This window comes from Salipiger sp. IMCC34102, assembly GCF_004145405.1.
Classification (GTDB): Bacteria; Pseudomonadota; Alphaproteobacteria; order Rhodobacterales; family Rhodobacteraceae; genus Loktanella.
Genome location: NZ_SELQ01000006.1, coordinates 134,056 through 152,968, shown reverse-complemented (window position 1 = coordinate 152,968; position 18,913 = coordinate 134,056). Strand labels below are relative to the sequence as shown.

Below are 18,913 nucleotides of genomic sequence, written 5' to 3'. Positions count from 1 at the left end.
ACACTTTCCCCATCGGAAAGGCATTTGCCGCGAACGGCCCCGGGGGCCGCGATGCCTGACACGCCCTGGTTGCATATCGTCGGCATCGGCGAAGACGGTCTCGACGGTCTGACCCCGGCCACCCGCGCCGTGGTCGAAGCCGCAGAGGTCATCCTGGGCGGGGATCGCCATCATGCCCTGGCCAGCACGGTGGGGGCCGAACGGCTGGCCTGGCCCTCGCCTTTCGATGCGATGATAGACACGATCCGCGGATTGCGGGGCCGCCGCGCGGTCGTGCTAGTCACGGGCGATCCGCTCTGGTTTTCGGTGGGCGCACGGATCGGGCGCGCCATCGACCCGTCCGAGATCGTCTACCACCCGCAGCTCTCGGCGTTCCAGTTGGCCGCCGCACGAATGGGGTGGAGCCTCGCGGATGTCGAAACGCTAACCGTCCACGGCCGCCCCGTGGCGCAGATGGTCGCCTTCATCCAACCCGACGCGCGGCTTCTGGTCCTGACCACGGGGGCACAGACCCCGGCGCAGATCGCGCGTTTCCTGACGGATCGCGGTTTCGGGCAATCCCGGATGACCGTCCTGGCCGCGATGGGCGGCCCGCAGGAGGCGCGTTTCGACGGCACGGCGGAGGGGTGGGACCACGAGGTGCCGGCGTTCAACACGCTTGCGGTCGAGTGCATCGCGGCCCCCGACGCGGCCCTCCTGCCGCGGGTGCCGGGGCTGGAGGACGCGCTGTTCCAATCCGACGGGACGATGACCAAGCGCGAGGTGCGCGCGGCGACGCTGGCCAAGCTCATGCCGATGCGCGGCGCCCTGCTGTGGGACATCGGCTGTGGATCGGGGTCCGTTGCCATCGAATGGATGCGCGCCGCCCGCTACGCCCGCGCCATCGGGATCGAGCCGCGTGACGACCGCCGCGCGATGGCGGGGGCCAACGCCCTGGCGCTGGGCGCGCCCAAGCTGGAACTGGTCGAAGGCCAGGCGCCGGAGGCGCTGGACGGGCTGACTCCGCCGGATGCCATCTTCATCGGGGGCGGTCTGTCCGAAGCGGTCTTTGCCGCGGCATGGGACGCCCTGCGCCCGCTTGGCCGGTTGGTCGCAAACGCGGTGACGCTGGAATCCGAAGCCGTCCTGATGGCGCTGCACGCGCGGCACGGGGGCGATCTGGTGCGCCTGTCCGTCTGTCGGGCCGAACCGGTCGGCGGTTTGACCGGCTGGCGGCCCGCGATGCCGGTGACCCAATGGAGCCTGGTGAAACGATGAGGCCGGAAGGACCGACCGCCGCGCCCTTTGCCGGCTGCGGGACGCCTCGCCGGCGGGGCAAGTATTTGTCAATCCAAAGAAGCCGGGGATGGCTTTGAGCGGCGCGCTCTATGGTGTGGGGCTGGGGCCGGGCGCGCCTGATCTGCTGACGCTGCGGGCGGCGCGCCTGATCGAGGGCGCCTCGGTCGTGGCCTACCCCAGCCTGGCGGGGGGCGCGAGTTTTGCCCGTGCGATCGCGGCCGAGTTCATCCGCGAAGATGCGCGTGAAATCGTCATGGACGTTCCGATGACGGTGGAACGCGGTCCCGCCCAAGCCGCCTACGACGAAGGGGCCGCACGGATCGCCGCGGCCCTCGAAGCGGGCGAGGACGTGGTCTGCCTGTGCGAAGGAGATCCGTTCTTCTACGGCTCCTTCATGTATCTCTTCGCCCGGCTTTCGACGCGGTTCCGCTGCGAGGTCGTGCCCGGCGTGACATCGATCGCCGCTTGTGCGGCGCGGGCGGGGCGACCGCTGGTCGCGCGCAACGAGCGTCTGACGGTGCTTCCCGGCCCCCTACCGGAGGCGGAGCTGCGCGACCGGATCGCCGGCGCCGAGAGCGTCGCGATCATGAAGGTCGGGCGACACCTGGACAAGATCCGCACCGTGATCTCGGAACTTGGCCTTCTCGCGCGGGCGGTCTACGTCGAGCGCGCCTCGCTGCCCGACGAGGTGGTTTGCCCGCTGGCCGAGGCACCAAAGACCGCGCCTTATTTTTCGATGATCTTGCTGACCAAGGGGGCCGATCCGTGGCTGTGACTCCGGTTGTGATGGCGCTGTCGCGCTCTGGTGAGGCGGTCGCGCACCGCGTGGCGCATGCCCTGGGCGCGCAGGTGCACGGGCGCGACGGGCGAGTGGACCGCGCGGATGCCTGGTTTCCAAATGCGCTGGATCACGCGCGGGACCTCTTTACGGCTGGCACGCCGGTGGTCGGCGTCTGTGCGTCCGGCATCCTCATCCGGGCGGTGGCGCCCCTGCTTGCGGACAAGGTGGCCGAACCGCCGGTCCTGTCGGTGAGCGACGACGGGGCGGTTGTGGTTCCGCTTCTGGGCGGGCACCGGGGCGCGAACCGCCTGGCCGCGACGATTGCCGAGGCGCTTGGCGCGGTCTCGGCCGTGACGACGGCGGGGGACGTGGCGCTTGGCGTGGCGCTCGATGCGCCGCCCGAGGGCTGGCGGCTCGTCAACCCGCTGGATGCGAAGGCGGCGATGGCGGCTTTGCTGGCAGGCGGCGGCGCACGGGTGACGGGACCGGATGCCGGGGCGGCGGAGTGGTTGCACGGGCTGCCGGAGGGCGACGGGGTCACGATCACCTGCGGGCCCGGCATCCATGCGGATCTGTCGGGAACGCATCTGCAGTTCGCGCCGCAGCGTTACGCCCTGGGACTGGGCTGCGCGCGCGGCTGCGCCCCCGACGAGCTGGCGGACCTGGTGCGCGACGTCCTGCGCGAGGCCGGGATCGTGCCGGAGGCGGTAGCAGCGCTGGGCTCGCTGGACCTGAAGGCGGACGAAGGGGCGATGAACACGCTCGCGCGCACGATGGACGTGCCGTTCCGGGTCTTCGACGCCGACACGCTGGAGGCGCTCACCCCACGATTGGAAACGCCCTCGGACGTGGTCTTCGCAGAAGTGGGCTGCCACGGGGTGAGCGAGGGGGCGGCCTTGGCGCTGGCGGGCGATTCAGCGCATTTGACCGTGGCCAAGCGCAAGACGGCGGAGGCGACGGCGGCGCTGGCGCAGGCGCCGCTGCCGATCACGACCCCGACGGGGCGCGCACGGGGCCGGTTGTCCATCGTGGGCATCGGGCCGGGGCAGGCGGCGTGGCGCACGCCCGAGGTGTCCCGGCTGGTGGCGGAGGCCGAGGAGTTGGTCGGTTACGGGCTTTACATCGATCTGCTGGGGCCGCTCGCCACGGGCAAGGCGCGGTCGGATTTTCCCCTGGGCGGGGAGGAAGCGCGCTGTCGCTACGCGCTGGAACAGGCGGCGCGGGGCCTGAACGTGGCGCTGGTCTGCTCGGGCGACGCGGGCATCTACGCGATGGGCGCGCTGGTATTCGAATTGCTTGACCGCGGGCCCGAAGAGATGGGCGTCTCGGACGCGGCCCGCCGGGTCGAGGTGGTATGCTCGCCCGGCGTGAGCGCCTTGCAGGGCGCTGCGGCCCGGGCCGGCGCACCATTGGGGCATGACTTCTGCGCGATCTCGCTGTCGGATCTGCTGACGCCGCGGGAGGATATCTTGCGCAGGTTGCGGGCCGCGGCGGAAGGCGACTTCGTGATCGCATTCTACAACCCGGTGTCGAAGACACGCCGGACCTTACTGGCCGAAGCGCGCGACATCCTTCTGCAACACCGGCCCGCGGATACGCCGGTGATGCTGGCAACCTCGCTGGGGCGGCCCGAAGAGAACCTGCGCTACCGGCGGCTGGACGCGCTGGAGGTCGACGAGGTGGACATGCTGACGGTGGTGCTGGTGGGGTCGAGCAATTCCCGGCTGGCGCAGCTGGGCGAAGGGCCACGGATGTACACGCCGCGCGGCTACGCGCGCAAGATCGACGGAGACCTGGCATGACGGGAGGCTGCTGTTCGCCGTTTTCGGCGGGTCCGTTCTTCCCGTCAGCCCGCAGGAGAGAGCAATGACAGTCTATTTCATCGGCGCCGGTCCCGGCGACCCGGAGCTTCTGACGCTGAAGGCCGCGCGCCTGATCGGGGCCTGCCCGGTCTGCCTCTACGCGGGCTCTCTGGTGCCGGAGGAGGTGGTCGCCCACGCCACCGCCAGCGCGCGGGTTCGCGACACCGCGTCCATGACGTTGGACGAAACCCATGCGGAGATCCTGGCCGCCCATGCACGTGGGGAAGACGTCGCCCGGGTCCATTCGGGCGATCCATCGCTCTACGGCGCGATCGCCGAACAGATCCGGCGATTGAAGGCGGACGGGATCGATTACGCCATCGTGCCGGGAGTGCCCGCCTACGCGGCAGCGGCGGCGGCGATGGGGACGGAACTGACGGTCCCGGAGGTCGGCCAATCGATCGTGCTGACCCGCATGAGCATGAAATCCACGGCCATGCCCAACGGCGAGACGCTGGAGAATTTCGCGCGGACCGGGACCACGCTGGCGATCCACCTCGGCATTCGGGCACTGCGCGAGATCGAGCGGGTCCTGACACCGCATTACGGCGCGGACTGCCCCGTGGCGGTTGTCTACCGGGCCTCCTGGCCGGACCAGGTGATTCTCCGCGGAACGCTGTCGGACATTCATGCCCAGGTGCGGGCGGCCAAGATCACACGGACGGCGCTGATCCTCGTCGGACCTGTGTTGGGTTCGCAACACGGGTTCCCGGACTCGGCGCTTTACGATGCGGCGAAACCGCATGTCCTGCGGCCCAAGGCCCGCTAGACGCTTCGGTCCGCCGCACGTGCAATGCGGCAGCGCGGCGGAATTCTTTACTTGAAGTTTACCATGGCGGCTTAAACCTTTGTCGTGAACGAAGGGAGTGCGCCATGGAAGACCATCTGCCGACCGCCGTCGCCCGCGGATTGAAAATTGCCCGCCGGCAATCGATGCAGCGCGGAGACCGCTTAAGCGTGCACGATGGCGATCAGGTCTATCGCATCCACGACTTCAGCGAAATGGGCATGACGCTCGACGCCGGGGTCTGCGATATCCTGCGCGGCCGGGTCGATATCTACGACGGTGCGCGGCACCTTTACCAAGCGCTCATCCAAGGCTCGGAAGTGACCGGAGAGACCTGCACCTTCACCTTCAAGTGGTTGCAGCCCGCGCGTGACCGGGCGGCCTCGGACTTCGTGGCCCAGACACCCCCGGTCAGCGGGCTCATCGCGGGAACCTGAGCGGGAACCTCCGGGCTGTCCGATTAAGCGTGCCGTGGGGCTCTTCCTGGGCGCGTTGAATTGCAAGTCCGCCTTCCACGATGACGCGCGCGCGGAGTGCCGTGTATAGTCTTATTGCAGATCCTCGAACGCGGTCTGCAATCTTGAAACCGCGTCGACGATCTGGGCGCGCGGGGCCGCAATGTTGAAACGAAGGAAGCTCTCGCCACCGGTGCCGAAGGTGGGGCCGTGGTTGGCAGCAATCTGGGCGTCCCTCTCGACGCGGCGGGTGAATTCTTCGCGTGACATGCCGGTGCCAGTGAAGTCGACCCAGGCGAGGTAGGTGGCCTCCAGCGGCATCGAGTGCACGCCGGGGATCTTGTTGACACCTTCGTCGAAGATACGGCGGTTCTCGTCCAGGTAGAGCCGGGCGGCATCGACCCAGGCGGCCCCGTCCGGGGTATAGGCCGCGGTTGTCATGAACAGTCCGAAACTGTTGGGTGACAGGCCAAGCGCGGCGATCCGCGCCGCGAAGGCCGTGCGCAGATCGGGGTCCGCGATGATGACGTTGCCGGTATGCGCGCCCGCGATGTTGAAGGTCTTCGTGGTCGAGGTCATCATCACCAGGCGGTCCTGGATATCCTCGATCAGGGCCATGGGGGTGTGAACTTGGCCGGGAAAGGTTAGGTCGTGGTGGATCTCGTCCGAGACGAGCACGAGGTCGTGCCGCCGTGCGAAATCGGCGACTTGCTCAAGCTCTTGGCGGGTCCAGACCCGGCCGCCGGGATTGTGCGGTGAGCACAGGACCAGCATTTTCTCCGATCCGGTCATGGCCCGGTCCCAGGCGTCGAAATCCATCTCGTAGCGACCGTCCTGGTTGACGAGTTCGAGTTCGACGACCTGCCTGTCTGCTGCGGTGATGACCCGGGCGAAGGCATGATAGACGGGGGTCATCAGCACGACGCCGTCGCCGGGGCTTGTAAAGGCATCGACGCACATGGCGGTGCCGTTGACGAGCCCGTGGGTCGTGAAGATGTGGGCCGGATCGACACTCCAGCCGTGACGCTCCTGCATCCACCAACAGATCGCGGCGCGGTAGTCGCTGTCGTCCCCGAAGTAGCCGAAGACGCCGTGATCGACCATGTCCCGCACGGCATTCCGGATCGGCTCGGCGGCCTGGAATTCCATGTCCGCGACCCACATGGCGATGCCGTCGTCGCGGGGCACGCCGTAGATCTGCTCCATCGCGTCCCACTTGACGCAATGGGTGTCGCGGCGGTTCACGGGCGTGTCGAAATCCATGGACGGTATCCTTTCCCTAGCTTGGGAATGAGGGTGGCGCATTGACGCGCGGACGCAAGGGGCAAAGCGCCGTTGTTGCAAATCCCGCAGGCCCGGCCTAGATCGTCGCAGCATGACGATACGCCCGATCCTGATCCATCCCGACCCGCGCCTCAAGAAGGTGGCCGACCCCGTCGATACCGTCGATGCAGAAGTTCGCGCATTGGCCGAGGACATGCTCGAGACGATGTACGACGCGCCCGGGATCGGCCTGGCCGCCCCTCAACTGGGGATCACGCGGCGAATCATCACGATGGATTGCGTGAAGGAAGAGGGGGCGGAGCCGCGCCCGATGGTCCTGATCAACCCGAGGATCACATGGGCCAGCGAAGAGCGTTCCACCTACGAGGAAGGGTGCCTTTCGATCCCCGACCAATACGCCGAGGTCGAGCGCCCCGCGGAGGTCGAGGTCACCTGGATGGACGTCGACGGTCAGACGCAGCAGGAGCGGTTCGACGGGCTTTGGTCGACCTGCGTCCAGCACGAGATCGATCACCTCGACGGCAAGCTCTTCATCGATTACCTCGGCCCGATGAAGCGGCAGATGATCACGCGCAAGATGGTCAAGCTCAAGCGCGAGCGGGCCCGAACGTGAGGCAGATCCTGACGGTGCCGCACCCTGACCTGCGCGCCGTCTGCGCCGATGTCGAGGGCTTCGGCGCCGATCTTTCCGCCCTCGCCGACGAGATGTTCGAGGCGATGTATGCCGCCAACGGGCGCGGGCTTGCCGCTCCGCAGGTGGGCGTGCTGCAACGCCTGTTCGTGATGGATGCGGGCTGGAAGGACGGCGCGTCCGAGCGGGTGGTGATGGTGAATCCGGTGGTGGCAAGCGCCTCGCCCGAGCGGGTGACGCGGGACGAGGTTTGCCTGTCGATCCCCGATCGCGTGACGCCGGTGTCGCGCCCGGCCATCGTGCACCTGCGCTACCAGGACCTGAGAGGTCTGCCGCAGGAGGTCACGCTGGAGGGGCCCGCCGCGACCATCGCCCAGCACGAGCGTGACCACCTCGACGGGATCCTGTGCACCGACCACGCCGGTGCGGCGTGACGCGGCCCATCGTGCAATGGCCGCACAAGGTGCTGCGGACGCCCGCCGCCCATGTGGAAGACATCACCGACGAAATTCGCGCCCTGTGGGACGAGATGATTGCCGTGATGGAGGCGATGCCGGGCGTCGGCCTTGCCGCGGTGCAACTGGGCGTGCCGCTGCGGCTGGCCGTCGTCGACGCGTCGAGGGACCGGGGGCGTGCAGTGCGCATGGCCAACCCCGAAGTGCTCCACGCCAGCGTGGAGCCGCGCGAACACGAGGAAGCCTCCCCCTGCCTGCCCGGAGTGAGTGCCGTCGTGAAGCGGCCCCGGGCGGTCACGGTGCGGTTCCTGGGCGAAAGCGGTGCGGTCGAGGAACGCGATTTCGTCGGTCTTTGGGCCACGAGCGTGCAGCACCAGATCGACCACATGGCGGGGCAGATGTACTTCGATCGCCTGGGTCGGGTGAAGCGCGAGATGCTGCTCAAGCGGGCGGCGAAGCGCCGCCGCTAGGAATATGGGCCACCGGCCTGCGCATCGGGATCCGGTGGCGCGTGCCGAAGAGCGGCCAGAGCGGGCCCATGGACTGCGGTGGCCCCGCCGCGAAGCCCATTCGTTCGTACAGCGCGCGGGCGCGGGTGTTCTGGGGCGCGACATCGATGCGCAGGCGATCGTGGCCCTGCGTCGCGGCCAACCGAGGCAGCGCGCGCACCAAGGCCGTGCCGATACCCGCGCCGCGATGCCCGGGCACGACGGCCAGCGTATCGATGACGAGGGCGGTTTCGCTGTCGCTCGGGATGCTGGCGAGTGCGGCACGCCGCCAGAACCGCCCCATCCCGTAGGCCCCGAGGTCGAACTGTCCGAGCCGGACCCAGGCCCCCCGGGCCTCCCGGTATCCCAAGACACCCAGCAGGCGGTCGGCTTGCGTGGCGGCGAGGGCGAAGGCCGGGTCGATGGCGGGCGCGATGGCCGCGACCGCTTTCTCCTCGGGGCCCAGCACGCGGGTCAGCTGCGCCTCGTTGGCCTGCCAGAATAGCCGCGCGGCCGCGTCCCGGTGAACGGGATCCAGTGGGCCGATCTTCACGCGAGAAAGCTGGCGAAGGGCAGGTATCGGACAAGCGTGCCGGGGACCACGTCGCAGGCGTGATCGGGCAGTTCGACCAGCCCGGTGGCCCAGGAGAGGCCCGAGACGCGGCCCGATCCTTCCGACGCGAAGACCTCTGCGGCGCCGTCGGTGAGGCGGGCGCGCAGGTATTCGCGGCGGCCCGGCTTCTTGGACTTGGTAAAAGCGGCGGGCACGGTGAAGGCTTGCGGCGCGCTCCAGTCGGCCCCGGCAAGGCGGGCCAGGGCGGGCCGGGCGAAGATGAGCGCGCAGACCTGGGCCGCGACCGGGTTGCCGGGCAGGCCGAAGACCGGTGTTTCGTCCCAAAGTCCCAGCGCCAGCGGTCGGCCCGGTTTCACCGCGATCCGCCAGAGCGCAAAGCTGCCGGTGTCCGACAGCAGGGCGGAGACATGGTCCTCGTCCCCCGCGGAAGCCCCGCCCGAGGTCAGGATCGCGTCGCACTTGGTGGCGGCGTCGCTCAGGATCGCGCGCAGGGTTTCGCGGTCGTCGGGCGCGCGGCCAAGGTCCACGGGAATGTGGCCCCAGCGTGCCACGTCGTCGAGCAGCATGGGTCGGTTGGCATCGAAGATCTCGCCGTCGGTCGCAGGCGTGCCGGGGTCGCGCAATTCGTCCCCGGTGGACAGCACGCCGACGCGCAAGGGGCTGTGCACCGTGACTGTGGCCGTGCCGCAGGCGGCGAGGGTGGCGAGGTCGGCCGGTGTCAGGCGGCGACCGCCGGGCAGGACGGGAGAGCCGGCCACCATGTCCTCGCCCGCGCGGCGGGCATTTGCCCCGCGCTTGAGCGGGCCGTTGAGCGCGATGTGGGTGTCCGTGGCGGCGACGTCCTCTTGCAGGACGACAGTGTCGGTGCCGGCGGGGATGTTGGCGCCCGTGAGGATCCGTAGCGCGTGGCCTGGTGGCACGGTTCCGTCGAACGGCACGCCCGCCGCAGCGCGACCGGGGGCCAGTGGCAGGCTGTGCGCGCCTTCGGGCAGCGGCCCCGCCAGTGCGTAACCGTCGACGGCCGAATTGGGATGCGGAGGGTGACTGCGGGTGGCCGTGACGGGGCGTGCCAAGATGCGGCCTGTAGCTTGGCTCAGGGGCAAAGTCTCGGTCCCGACCACCGGTGACAGTTCCGCGCGCAAGTGGGCCAGGGCTTCGTCCACCGGGGTCCAATGCGCGCCTTGCGGCATGGCGAAGCAATCGTTGCGCAAGGGCGGGGCCTGTGGAATTTGCGCGGACGGTTCCAGAAGCCCCACGTGATCCGCCCCCAGAACGCGGCCTTCGGCGTCTGCCGGATGATCGAGAAGGATATCCCAGTCGCCCTTTGACAGGGCCGAGAAGCGCATCGCGTAAAGTGCGACCTGTGCTGCATCCTTGACGGCGTGATCGGGCAGGTTCGACGCGGGGAGGAGCGAGAAATAGGTCTCCACCAAGGTGATGGGGCGCGTGGGCTGCTCGAACGGCCAGACCGCGAGGGCGTCGCCGAACGTGCGTCGCAGGCGCGCAAGCGTGGGGAAACCCATGATGACCTGACCACCGACGGCCCCCGCGCCCGCCAGTTGGAATGGCGAGAAGCCACCGCAGGCAAGGTCGGTCGCGCGCTGCTCGGGGATGCCGTGGCCGCCATAGCCTGCCTTCGTGCGCGGCAGGTGTTCGACGTCGTGGCCGGGTCGCCCGTTGGCCCAGAAGGGGCCGGTTCCGGGGAAGCGGGCGTTGATCTCCCCCGCCAGTGCGAAGCGGTTGTTGGCGGTAGGGGTGTCGGTGACGCGCGCCTCGAACCAATCCCACAGGTCGAGCGGATCGGGATTGCCAGTAAGCGTCTCGGCGAAGGGGACGGGGTAGGCGAAGCACAGATCGAAGCCTACGAGCGTGCGGCGGCCCGCATCGAGCTCGGCGCGCAGGATCTGCGTGACCGCAGCCTCGGCCACTTGGCGGTTGCGGTGATAGACGGGGGCCTCGGCATGGCCCGCTCGGGCGAGACAGGTCCAGATGGCGTCCTTCTTGGGGGTGGCCCCCCGGTCGTGACCGCCGGACCAGTCGACCATCAGGACGCTGTCGAACCGGCTCATCGCGCGGCCTCCACCAGGATGAAGTTTGCGATGGCGGCGGTATCGTCGAGGTCCAGCGTCGGTCGGTCGATGTCGAGCGGCGTATCGGTGGCCACGGCACGGATCGTGGGGTCGTTGCGTGCCAGCAAGGGCTGCCCGGCTTCGGCGCGGTGGGTCTCGATCTTGGGGTGGGTGTCGCGCTTGTAGCCTTCGACGAGAACCAGGTCGACGGGATCAAGCCGCGCCAGAAGCGCGCTCAGGGGTGGCTCTTGCGCGCCCCGCAGCTCGGTCATCAGCGCCCAGCGATTGGCAGAGGCCAGCAGGACCTGTTGCGCGCCCGCCTGCCGGTGGCGGTGGCTGTCCTTGCCCGCGTGATCGACGTCGACGGAATGATGCGCGTGCTTCACGGTCGACACGCTGAGACCCCGGGTGGTGAACTCGGTCACGAGACGTTCCATCAGGCCGGTCTTGCCGGTGTTCTTCCAGCCGGTGACGCCGAAGAGGATCATGCCATAGCCCGCGCCCGGGCCAGGTCCTCGGGGGTGTTGACGTTGAAGAAGGCGGCGTCGTCGGGGAAGGTCGCGAAGACGCCACCATGGGCTTGCGTGAACTGGACGACCTTTCGCGTGCCTGCCGCGAGCGCCGTGCGCAAAGGCTCCCGGAGCGACACGGGCCAAAGACCGAAGGTGGGTTGGCGACCGGAGGGCGAGGCGGCGAGGGCAAGGTTGCTCTCCTCGGCGGCCAGTTGCAACTGCGGGACAAGATCGCAGGGCAGGAAGGGCGTGTCCGCGGCGGCGGTGACGATGTAGTCGTGGCCCGTCCTGGCCGCATGATCGAGCCCCGCCAGCACCCCGGCGAGCGGTCCGGGGTGATCGGTCACGCTGTCCGGCAGGACGGTCAGGCCCAGGTAATCAAATCGCGCGGGATCGCCGTTGGCATTGAGCACGAGACCGTCACATTGTGGAGCAAGACGCGCGATGACGTGATCGAGGATCGAGGAACTCCCGAGCCGCAGAAGCCCCTTGTCACCACCGCCCATGCGGGTGGCCCGGCCCCCGGCCAGCAGTACGCCGAGCGGGGCCTTCATGCCGTCCGCCGTGCGGCGCTGTTTGCGCTTTCGCCATAAAGGCCCCCCGCCCGCCGTCCCATCATGCGGCCCCCTTGCGACCGCTGTGACGCAGCTCGTCCGGCTGGGCCGCGGGGTCGGCGTCGCGGACCAGCCGATGCTCGCCCGACAGGCAGACGAACCGCTGGCCCTTCATCCGGCCGATCAGCGTCAGGCCGACCTGACGCGCGATCTCGACCCCCCAGGCGGTGAAACCAGAGCGCGAGACCAGCGTGGGAATGCCCATCAGCGCGGTCTTGATGACCATTTCGGAAGTGAGCCGGCCGGTCGTGTAGAGGATCTTGTCGTCTGCCGCTTCGTTCTCGCTGAACATCCAGCCGGCCACCTTGTCCACCGCGTTGTGGCGGCCGACATCCTCCATGTAGATCAGCGGCTGGTTGCCGCGGCACAGGACGGTGCCGTGGATCGCCCCCGCCGCGAGGTACAGGCTTGGCGTGCGGTTGATGACGTGGCTCAGGTGATAGAGGTCAGAGGTCCGCACGGGCGTGTCCGGCAGCTCGAGGCCTTCCAGCCCTTCCATCATGTCGCCGAAGACCGTGCCGACGGCGCAGCCCGAGGTGCGCGTCTTCTTCGCCAGTTTCTCCTCGTGGTTGGTCTGACGCTCGGTGCGGACGACGACCGTCTCGACTTCCTCGTCGTAGTCGACCCGCGTGACCCGGTCAGACCGCTTCAGCATCCCCTGGTTCAGCAAGAACCCCAGGCCAAGGTAGCGCGGGTGATCGCCGATGGTCATGGCGGTGACGATCTCGCGGGCGTTGAGGTAGATCGTCAGCGGTCGTTCCTCGACGACGTTCAGATCCACCGGTGCCCCGGTCTGATCGGTACCGGTGACGGCCCGGGTCAGCGCCGGGTCCTCGGGCGCGGGCGCGATGCGGTAGGAGACGTCGGCTGTGGCCAATTGAATGTCCCTCGGGGCAAGGATAGGCGTGGTCCGAAGGGTAGGGTGAATCCATGGCGGCTGCCACGCAAAAATCGGTGTTTCTGCGCGGGTTGCGGGACGGATCCCCCTTCCTGCTGGTGGCGGTGCCCTTCGCGGCCCTCTTCGGCGTCTCCGCGATGGAAGCGGGACTGAGCCTTGGCCAGGCGATGGGGTTCAGCGTGCTGGTGATCGCCGGAGCGTCCCAGTTCGCGGCCTTGCAGATGATCGTCGACAACGCGGGAATCGCCCTGACCTTGCTGGCGGCCCTCGCGGTGAACCTTCGGATGGCGATGTACTCCGCCTCTCTGGTTCCCTACCTCGGTGCCGCGCCCATGTGGAAACGGGCAGTGGCGGCCTACCTGATGTTCGACCAAAGCTACGTGGCAAGCCTTGCCCGCTACGAGGCCGATCCCGGCATGAGCCTTGCCAGCCGCGCGAGTTACTTCTTCGGTGTGGCGACCGCGATCGCCCCGGCCTGGGTGATCTCGACCTGGGCGGGGGCTGTGCTGGGTGCGCGAATTCCGCCCGAGGCGGCGCTCGATTTCGCCTTGCCGATCACCTTCATCGCGATGCTCGGACCGATGCTGCGGACGCTGGCCCATGTGGCCGCGGCGGCAGTCTCGGTCGTCGTGGCGCTTGCCCTGGCGGGGCTGCCCTCGGGGGCGGGCCTGCTGATCGCGGCGGGATGCGCCATGGTTGCCGGTGTCCTGGTCGAGGAGCGCCTGACATGACCGATACGCAGATCTGGATCGTCATCCTCGCGCTCGGAGCCGGCACCTTCCTGATCCGGTTCTCGTTTCTTGGATTGATCGGAAATCGGCCGATGCCGGCCCTGGTTCTGCGCCTGCTGCGCTATACGCCTGTGGCGGTGCTGCCGGGCCTTGTCGCGCCACTGGTGCTCTGGCCGGATGCGACCGGCGGATCACCGGACCCCGCCCGCCTCGTCGCGGCGTTCACGGCACTGGGGGTCGGTCTGTGGACCCGCAGCGTGATCCCGGCGGTGCTCGCGGGATTCGCGGCCCTCTACGCCGTCCTGTGGTTGTTGAGCGGGGTCTAGGATCCGCTTCTTCTGGCCCTAAATATCCCGGGGGGAGGCGCCTGCGCCGTGGGGGGCAGAGCCCCCCGGTTGCGCGTCAGCGCAACTGCATGTCGATTTCCGCCAAGGCGAGGGCCTTGTTGTCGGGATCGTCCTCGTACCATTCCCGCTCCGTCACGCCGGGCAGGCGGCCGAAACCGCGGGCAAGCGTGTTGGGAAACAGCGTCTGTGGGACACTCTCGAAGCCGGGCAACTGGCGCAGCAGGCGCGAGGTCGCGGACGCGCAGAAGGACCGCGCGACGGGACCGTTGGACAGGGCCAACTGGGCCGCGCGTTCGGCCACGGCATCCGTGACCCGCACCGTCTGCGCCAGGACGTAATAGGTCTCACGCGCGTGATACGAGACGTAATAGTCTTCGACCTCGGGAGTGACACCGAAGATCACGTCGTTGCGCTCGGCGATGGTGGAATGCCGGAACGAACCCGCGGGATCGAACAGGATCCTCTGGCTGGGGGCATCGATCAGCAGCGAGGAATGCTCGCCACTGCCCGACGAGATGCGGCGCATGGTGAACAGCGTCAGCACCCGCGGGCCCGGACCGGCGTATTGGCGGTCCGCAATCATCTGCGGCGGAGACGACGTCTCGGGCGCGCCGCCACAGCCCGCCAGGGCCGCAGCGCCGCCTAGCAGGGCCATGCGACGGGTGAGCATCAGGCGTTGACGAGCGCCAGGACGATCAGGACGACGATGATGGCGATCGTGCCGCGGCTGACGAACCACATGAAGCCGTCGAAGGTCTTTTCCTGGTTCGAGATGTCCATCTTGCCGTGCTCGTGGTCTGCCATGGGGTCGTCCTCTGGATCCGGTTTGGCCGTCAGATAGCGCATCGATCCGACGCTGTCACGCGTTCCGCGCGCCCCGGACGGATTGCAGCCGACCCAGGCCCGATTTCAGGGCCGCGACGCAATCCGCGTCGAACGCGGTCCCGGTTTCGCGGTCGAGGATGTCGAACACCTCGTCCATCGGCAGCGCATCGCGATAGGGCCGGTGCGCCGACAGTGCATCGAAGACATCGGCCACGGTGACGATCCGCACGTCGAGCGGAAGCGCCTCTGCCGTCAGCCCGTCGGGATAACCGCCGCCGTCGAGCCTTTCGTGATGACTGCGGGCGATGGGCGCCATGTCGGCGAACGCCGTTATGCGCTTGAGGATTTCGGACCCGGCCGCCGGGTGCGCCCGGATCGCCTGCCATTCCGCGGCGTCGAGGGCCCCCGGTTTGTCCAGGATCTGGTTGCTGACACCGAGCTTTCCCAGATCGTGCAACAAGGCCGCCCGGCGCAACCAGCGACGATGCTGGGCGCTGTGACCCAGTTGCGTCGCGATCATGTCGGTGTAGAGGGTCACACGGTCCGAATGATCTGCCGTAAACCGGCTCTTGGCGTCGACCACGTTCGCGAAAGCGGCTGCGACCTCGTCCAGGAAATCCGCGTTCACGGGACGCTGATGCAGGGCCGCTCCACGGGACAGGACGAGGAACTCGATGTCCGGATCCTCCAGGTCGGCCCAGAAGTCCGGATCCTTCGCGAGGCGCTTGAAGATCTCGACCAGCTCCGGGTCGAACCGGCCGCCGCTGCGTCCGGCGACCTCGTCCATGGCGGCCTTGCGGCCTCGGGCGTGATGGATGACGTCGACGAGTTGGGACAGAAGTGCGATCCGGGAGGCCAGCGGAATGGCCTCTCCGCTGAGACCGTTGGGCCAGCCCTTACCGTTCCAGTGCTCGTCGAGGTTGGAGATCCCGTCCTGCACCGACGGCGAGAAATGCAGCCGTTTGGCGATCGCGGCGCCGCGCTGGCAGCGGGTTTCGATGATGTCGTTCACGATCTGCCCGCCGTTGCGCAGGACATTCGCGAGCGCGCGGATCCGCCGCGGAAGGTCGGCCTTCGGGCCGGTGCCACTCAGGACGAAACGCAGCGCGGCAACGGGGGAATCGGGCAGGGTCTTGAAGGTGTTCTTGAAGGCGATGTCGTCGGCCAGATAGGTCTGGCTGACTTGGGACGCGTTGGAGGAACACCCCAGATCCTTCAGCAGGAGCGTGTAGAACAGATCGTCCATCTCCGCTTCGGGCAGGTTCAGCGCGTCACCGATGCGCGTGCCGATGTAGCAACAGCGCAGGCAATGCCCCACGGGTTGCCCTTCCGTCAGTTCGAGCGCGTGGCTGAGGGGCCCGAGGATCTGGGCCAGGGGCAGCCCCGGCGGTATGCGCGGAAACCTGTGATCTTTCATGCCGGGACGTATCGCGCCCGGGGATTAAAAAATCGTCACGTCGCCCGAAAGCGATAGGCTCCGTCATCGGACAGGGTCCGGCTGGCTTGGCCTGTCCGGTGCAGATGGTTGAGATGGGCCAATGCCTCCGACAGCGCAAGTCCGTAGGTGCCCGCGTCGATCTGCCGCTTGAAAAGCGGCGCGAAGCACTCTGCGGCGGTGCGGGGCTCCGACAGGTGCGCGTGCAGCCGCGCCAGCGCGGAATGATGATTCTCGATCATCTGGCGCAGGCGCAGGGGCAAGCCGGTATAGGGCAGCTTGTGCCCGCCGAGGATCAGCTGGTCGGGGGTCGCATGCGGTCGAAACCTTTCGCAGGTGTCGATCCAGTCGCCCACCGGGTCCGCCTGCGGTTCGGTCGGATAGACACCCAGATGCGGTGAGATCGACAAAAGTAGCTGGTCCCCCCCGAGAACGACCTCGCCGTCCCGGGACCACAGGGTCGCGTGTTCGGGGGCGTGACCTTCGCCCATGCGGATATCCCAGACGCGCCCCGCGGCGGTGATCGCATCACCCTCGGCGAGGCGCGTGTAGCCCAGCCGCAGCGGATGCACGCAATCGGCGAAGTTGAAGGGACGCTCGGCACGACGTTTTGCCAAGATCTCGGGGTCCATGCCGGCGCGGGTCCAGAAGGTGACCTGTTCCGGTGTGGCATTGGCCTGCTCGTCGAGGATGAGCATGCGCGCCTGGAGGTAGGCCGTGCGGGTGGTCAGAAGCTCCGCGCCGCGTTCCACGAACCAGCCCGCTAGGCCCATGTGGTCGGGGTGGTGGTGGGTGATCAGCACCCGGGTGACCGGCTTCCCGGCGAGGGGACCATCCAGCAGGTCCTGCCAGAGCGCCCGGGTCCTGCGGCTGTCGAAGCCAGTGTCCACGATCGTCCAGCCGTCACCGTCGTCCAACGCATAGACGTTCACGTGATCCAGCGCCATCGGCAAGGGCAGGCGCATCCACAGGATGCCGGCGGCCACTTGCGTGGCCCTGCCGGGGCCGGGCGGCTCGAGGTAGGGGGTGGTGATCTTCACGGGGCGGCGAAGGACGCTGTCTGCGGGGCGGGCCCGCAAAGCCGCCCCGCCCACCGGCCCCCGTTCGCGGTCCTCACGCGACGGCCAGGTCGTCCGCGGTCAGCGACATGAGCTCGGCGCTGTCGGTGCGCACCTGCGCGATCAGGCCGCCGACGTCCGGCAGCAGGCGCGTGATGTAGAACGTGGCGAGCCGCTGGCGCGCCGCGTCGCCCTCGAGGGCCGCCTTCAGATGCGCGTGGCCGCCCAGCACCCGCGCGAAGGCCATCAGGAACGGCACGGCCCCGGCGAAGCGATCGGGAGTCTCCAGCGTGGCGATGTGGTCGACGCATTCCGACAGGTCGGCAGCGGCCTGCCAGACCGCCTCCGCCAGTTCGGGGTGGTCCGCCTTCGCGCTGTCGGCGCCGGCCTGGATCTCTTCCAGAAGGGCCTGGGCGGCCTCGCCACCGTCCATCATCTTGCGGCCCACGAGGTCCATGGCCTGGATGCCGTTGGTGCCTTCGTAGATCGCCGTCACGCGCACGTCCCGCACGTATTGCGCGGCGCCCGTCTCCTCGATCACGCCCATGCCGCCATGAACCTGCACCCCCATCGAGGCGACCTTGATTCCCGTCTCGGACCCGAAGGCCTTGGCGATGGGCGTCAGAAGGGCCGCGCGCGCGCGCCAGGCGGCATCGCCCGTGGCGGTGGTCATGTCGAGCGCGCAGGCGCACATCATGGTGATGCTGCGCGCGGCGAAAAGCTCGGACTTCATCTCGGCCAGCATCCGGCGGACGTCGGCGTGCTCGATGATTGAGCCCGAGCCGCCCGCCTTGCCCTGCTTGCGTTCCAGCGCGTAGGCCAGCGCGTGCTGGTAGGCCCCTTCGCCCGCGCCAACGCCTTGCGTGCCCACGCCCACGCGGGCGTTGTTCATCATGGTGAACATCGCGGCCATGCCGCCGTTCTCGGGCCCGACCATCCAGCCGGTGGCGCCCGCGTATTCCATCACCGCGGTGGGGGAGCCGTGCAGGCCCATCTTGTGCTCGAGGCTGACGACCCGCAGGTCGTTGCGCTTGCCCGCGTTGCCGTCTTCGTCGGGCAGGAACTTCGGCACCAGGAAGAGGCTGATGCCCTTGGTGCCAGGCACCCCGTCCGGCAGACGGGCCAGCACCAGGTGGCAGACGTTGTCGGTGAAATCGTTGTCGGCCCAGCTGATGTAGATCTTCTGGCCCGTGATCGCATAGGTGCCGTCGCCGTTCGGTTCGGCCTTCGACGTCAGCGCGCCCACGTCCGAGCCCGCCTGCGGTTCGGTCAGGTTCATCGTGCCGCACCACTCGCCCGAGATCAGCTTGGGCAGGTAAAGCTCCTTGATCGCGTCCGAGGCGTGATGCTCCAGCGCCTCGATCTGGCCCTGGGCCATCAGCGGGTTGAGCTGCAGCGACAGGCAAGCTCCCGCCATCATGTCGTTGACCGCCGTCGTCAATGCCAGCGGCAGGCCCATGCCGCCGTATTCGACCGGGCCGCTCATGCCGATCCAGCCGCCCTCGGCGATCGCGCGGTAACCGTCGCCGAAGCCCTTGGACGTGCGCACGACACCGTTCTCCAGGCGGGCGGGATCGGTGTCGCCATTGCGCTGCAAGGGTGCGAGGACCTCGTCGCACATCTTGGCGGCTTCGGTCAGGATGGCGGTGCTCATGTCCGGTGTGGCATCGGCGAAACGCTCGGTCGCGGCGACGGCCGGCAGGCCCGCGATGTGATCGAGGATGAACGACAGGTCGGTGGCAGGTGCGGTATAGGGCATGAAACTGAACCTTGCTGGAAACGGCGGCGCTTGGCATCGGACGCGCGGGCCGCTATGCCGCGCGCTGGTT

Annotated in this window: 21 protein-coding genes; 10 read left to right on the top strand and 11 right to left on the bottom strand. The window is 68.4% G+C overall.

Annotation, left to right across the window (positions count from 1 at the left end):
* Positions 1-51: 51 nt before the first annotated feature.
* From cbiE to EU805_RS13395, 5 genes are all read left to right on the top strand, one after another.
* Entirely contained in the window at positions 52-1,257 is a 1,206-nt protein-coding gene (gene cbiE, locus EU805_RS13415; protein WP_129764494.1) for a precorrin-6y C5,15-methyltransferase (decarboxylating) subunit CbiE, read from the top strand.
* Positions 1,258-1,351: 94 nt separating this feature from the next.
* The gene (gene cobI, locus EU805_RS13410; protein ID WP_129764575.1) at positions 1,352-2,053 is read left to right on the top strand and encodes a precorrin-2 C(20)-methyltransferase; all 702 of its coding nucleotides are present in this window, start codon (positions 1,352-1,354) and stop codon (positions 2,051-2,053) included.
* Positions 2,044-3,861: a precorrin-3B C(17)-methyltransferase gene (gene cobJ, locus EU805_RS13405; protein WP_129764493.1), complete on the top strand. Its 1,818-nt coding sequence runs from the start codon at positions 2,044-2,046 to the stop codon at positions 3,859-3,861. The genes cobI and cobJ overlap by 10 nt, the downstream gene beginning before the upstream one ends.
* A gap of 64 nt (positions 3,862-3,925) precedes the next feature.
* On the top strand, positions 3,926-4,690 hold the full coding sequence (cobM, locus tag EU805_RS13400) for a precorrin-4 C(11)-methyltransferase (RefSeq protein WP_129764492.1): 765 nt from the start codon (positions 3,926-3,928) through the stop codon (positions 4,688-4,690).
* 104 nt (positions 4,691-4,794) lie between these two features.
* Positions 4,795-5,145 carry a hypothetical protein gene (locus EU805_RS13395; RefSeq protein ID WP_129764491.1) on the top strand — a complete coding sequence of 117 codons (351 nt, stop codon included), beginning with the start codon at positions 4,795-4,797 and terminating at the stop codon, positions 5,143-5,145.
* Between the two features lie 111 nt (positions 5,146-5,256).
* Here the strand turns inward: EU805_RS13395 and EU805_RS13390 are convergent, their stop codons facing one another.
* The gene (locus EU805_RS13390) at positions 5,257-6,426 is read right to left on the bottom strand and encodes a MalY/PatB family protein (protein ID WP_129764490.1); all 1,170 of its coding nucleotides are present in this window, start codon (positions 6,424-6,426) and stop codon (positions 5,257-5,259) included.
* Between the two features lie 112 nt (positions 6,427-6,538).
* On the opposite strand from EU805_RS13390, the gene def (EU805_RS13385) reads away from it, so the two are divergent.
* Genes def (EU805_RS13385) through def (EU805_RS13375) form a run of 3 tightly spaced genes read left to right on the top strand, consistent with a single transcriptional unit; the run spans position 6,539 to position 8,003 of the window.
* Positions 6,539-7,060, top strand: a complete 522-nt coding sequence (gene def / locus EU805_RS13385; protein ID WP_129764489.1) for a peptide deformylase — start codon at positions 6,539-6,541, stop codon at positions 7,058-7,060.
* A complete protein-coding gene (gene def / locus EU805_RS13380) occupies positions 7,057-7,512 on the top strand; it encodes a peptide deformylase (RefSeq protein WP_129764488.1) in 456 nt (151 codons plus the stop codon). Before def (EU805_RS13385) ends, def (EU805_RS13380) begins: the two co-directional genes overlap by 4 nt.
* Positions 7,509-8,003 carry a peptide deformylase gene (def, locus tag EU805_RS13375; RefSeq protein ID WP_129764487.1) on the top strand — a complete coding sequence of 165 codons (495 nt, stop codon included), beginning with the start codon at positions 7,509-7,511 and terminating at the stop codon, positions 8,001-8,003. The genes def (EU805_RS13380) and def (EU805_RS13375) overlap by 4 nt, the downstream gene beginning before the upstream one ends.
* Here the strand turns inward: def (EU805_RS13375) and EU805_RS13370 are convergent.
* The 5 genes from EU805_RS13370 to EU805_RS13350 all read right to left on the bottom strand — a co-directional run bounded on the left by EU805_RS13370 (position 7,975) and on the right by EU805_RS13350 (position 12,673).
* Positions 7,975-8,574, bottom strand: a complete 600-nt coding sequence (locus EU805_RS13370; RefSeq protein WP_129764486.1) for an N-acetyltransferase — start codon at positions 8,572-8,574, stop codon at positions 7,975-7,977. The genes def (EU805_RS13375) and EU805_RS13370 overlap by 29 nt on opposite strands.
* Positions 8,571-10,664: a gephyrin-like molybdotransferase Glp gene (gene glp, locus EU805_RS13365; protein WP_129764485.1), complete on the bottom strand. Its 2,094-nt coding sequence runs from the start codon at positions 10,662-10,664 to the stop codon at positions 8,571-8,573. Before glp ends, EU805_RS13370 begins: the two co-directional genes overlap by 4 nt.
* Positions 10,661-11,152, bottom strand: a complete 492-nt coding sequence (gene mobB / locus EU805_RS13360; RefSeq protein ID WP_129764484.1) for a molybdopterin-guanine dinucleotide biosynthesis protein B — start codon at positions 11,150-11,152, stop codon at positions 10,661-10,663. The genes glp and mobB overlap by 4 nt, the downstream gene beginning before the upstream one ends.
* The gene (gene mobA / locus EU805_RS13355) at positions 11,149-11,730 is read right to left on the bottom strand and encodes a molybdenum cofactor guanylyltransferase MobA (protein ID WP_129764483.1); all 582 of its coding nucleotides are present in this window, start codon (positions 11,728-11,730) and stop codon (positions 11,149-11,151) included. The genes mobB and mobA overlap by 4 nt, the downstream gene beginning before the upstream one ends.
* A 61-nt stretch (positions 11,731-11,791) precedes the next feature.
* Positions 11,792-12,673, bottom strand: coding sequence for a formate dehydrogenase accessory sulfurtransferase FdhD (locus EU805_RS13350; RefSeq protein WP_129764482.1), 882 nt, complete (start codon positions 12,671-12,673; stop codon positions 11,792-11,794).
* Positions 12,674-12,720: 47 nt separating this feature from the next.
* Between EU805_RS13350 and EU805_RS13345 the strand changes: the two genes are divergently transcribed.
* Positions 12,721-13,419, top strand: coding sequence for an AzlC family ABC transporter permease (locus EU805_RS13345; protein ID WP_129764481.1), 699 nt, complete (start codon positions 12,721-12,723; stop codon positions 13,417-13,419).
* Positions 13,416-13,745, top strand: coding sequence for an AzlD domain-containing protein (locus EU805_RS13340; protein ID WP_129764480.1), 330 nt, complete (start codon positions 13,416-13,418; stop codon positions 13,743-13,745). The genes EU805_RS13345 and EU805_RS13340 overlap by 4 nt, the downstream gene beginning before the upstream one ends.
* A 76-nt stretch (positions 13,746-13,821) precedes the next feature.
* Here the strand turns inward: EU805_RS13340 and EU805_RS13335 are convergent, their stop codons facing one another.
* The 5 genes from EU805_RS13335 to EU805_RS13315 all read right to left on the bottom strand — a co-directional run bounded on the left by EU805_RS13335 (position 13,822) and on the right by EU805_RS13315 (position 18,843).
* A complete protein-coding gene (locus EU805_RS13335) occupies positions 13,822-14,436 on the bottom strand; it encodes a hypothetical protein (protein ID WP_129764479.1) in 615 nt (204 codons plus the stop codon).
* Complete coding sequence (locus EU805_RS13330; protein ID WP_129764478.1) at positions 14,436-14,570, bottom strand: aa3-type cytochrome c oxidase subunit IV; 135 nt, start codon at positions 14,568-14,570, stop codon at positions 14,436-14,438. Before EU805_RS13330 ends, EU805_RS13335 begins: the two co-directional genes overlap by 1 nt.
* Positions 14,571-14,625: 55 nt before the next feature.
* Positions 14,626-16,008: an HD-GYP domain-containing protein gene (locus tag EU805_RS13325; RefSeq protein WP_129764477.1), complete on the bottom strand. Its 1,383-nt coding sequence runs from the start codon at positions 16,006-16,008 to the stop codon at positions 14,626-14,628.
* A gap of 35 nt (positions 16,009-16,043) precedes the next feature.
* Positions 16,044-17,066 carry an MBL fold metallo-hydrolase gene (locus tag EU805_RS13320; RefSeq protein ID WP_242494162.1) on the bottom strand — a complete coding sequence of 341 codons (1,023 nt, stop codon included), beginning with the start codon at positions 17,064-17,066 and terminating at the stop codon, positions 16,044-16,046.
* Between the two features lie 73 nt (positions 17,067-17,139).
* Positions 17,140-18,843 carry an acyl-CoA dehydrogenase gene (locus EU805_RS13315; RefSeq protein ID WP_129764476.1) on the bottom strand — a complete coding sequence of 568 codons (1,704 nt, stop codon included), beginning with the start codon at positions 18,841-18,843 and terminating at the stop codon, positions 17,140-17,142.
* Between the last annotated feature and the right edge of the window lie 70 nt (positions 18,844-18,913).

Excerpts from the sequence above, each read along its gene's own strand:
- EU805_RS13345 (WP_129764481.1), top strand. The coding sequence starts at position 12,721 with ATGGCGGCTGCCACGCAAAAATCGGTGTTTCTGCGCGGGTTGCGGGAC.
- EU805_RS13390 (WP_129764490.1), bottom strand. The coding sequence starts at position 6,426 with ATGGATTTCGACACGCCCGTGAACCGCCGCGACACCCATTGCGTCAAG.
- mobA (WP_129764483.1), bottom strand. The coding sequence starts at position 11,730 with ATGAAGGCCCCGCTCGGCGTACTGCTGGCCGGGGGCCGGGCCACCCGC.
- cbiE (WP_129764494.1), top strand. The coding sequence starts at position 52 with ATGCCTGACACGCCCTGGTTGCATATCGTCGGCATCGGCGAAGACGGT.
- glp (WP_129764485.1), bottom strand. The coding sequence starts at position 10,664 with ATGAGCCGGTTCGACAGCGTCCTGATGGTCGACTGGTCCGGCGGTCAC.
- EU805_RS13315 (WP_129764476.1), bottom strand. The coding sequence starts at position 18,843 with ATGCCCTATACCGCACCTGCCACCGACCTGTCGTTCATCCTCGATCAC.
- EU805_RS13335 (WP_129764479.1), bottom strand. The coding sequence starts at position 14,436 with ATGCTCACCCGTCGCATGGCCCTGCTAGGCGGCGCTGCGGCCCTGGCG.
- EU805_RS13330 (WP_129764478.1), bottom strand. The coding sequence starts at position 14,570 with ATGGCAGACCACGAGCACGGCAAGATGGACATCTCGAACCAGGAAAAG.
- EU805_RS13340 (WP_129764480.1), top strand. The coding sequence starts at position 13,416 with ATGACCGATACGCAGATCTGGATCGTCATCCTCGCGCTCGGAGCCGGC.
- cobM (WP_129764492.1), top strand. The coding sequence starts at position 3,926 with ATGACAGTCTATTTCATCGGCGCCGGTCCCGGCGACCCGGAGCTTCTG.
- mobB (WP_129764484.1), bottom strand. The coding sequence starts at position 11,152 with ATGATCCTCTTCGGCGTCACCGGCTGGAAGAACACCGGCAAGACCGGC.
- EU805_RS13395 (WP_129764491.1), top strand. The coding sequence starts at position 4,795 with ATGGAAGACCATCTGCCGACCGCCGTCGCCCGCGGATTGAAAATTGCC.
- EU805_RS13325 (WP_129764477.1), bottom strand. The coding sequence starts at position 16,008 with ATGAAAGATCACAGGTTTCCGCGCATACCGCCGGGGCTGCCCCTGGCC.
- def (WP_129764489.1), top strand. The coding sequence starts at position 6,539 with ATGACGATACGCCCGATCCTGATCCATCCCGACCCGCGCCTCAAGAAG.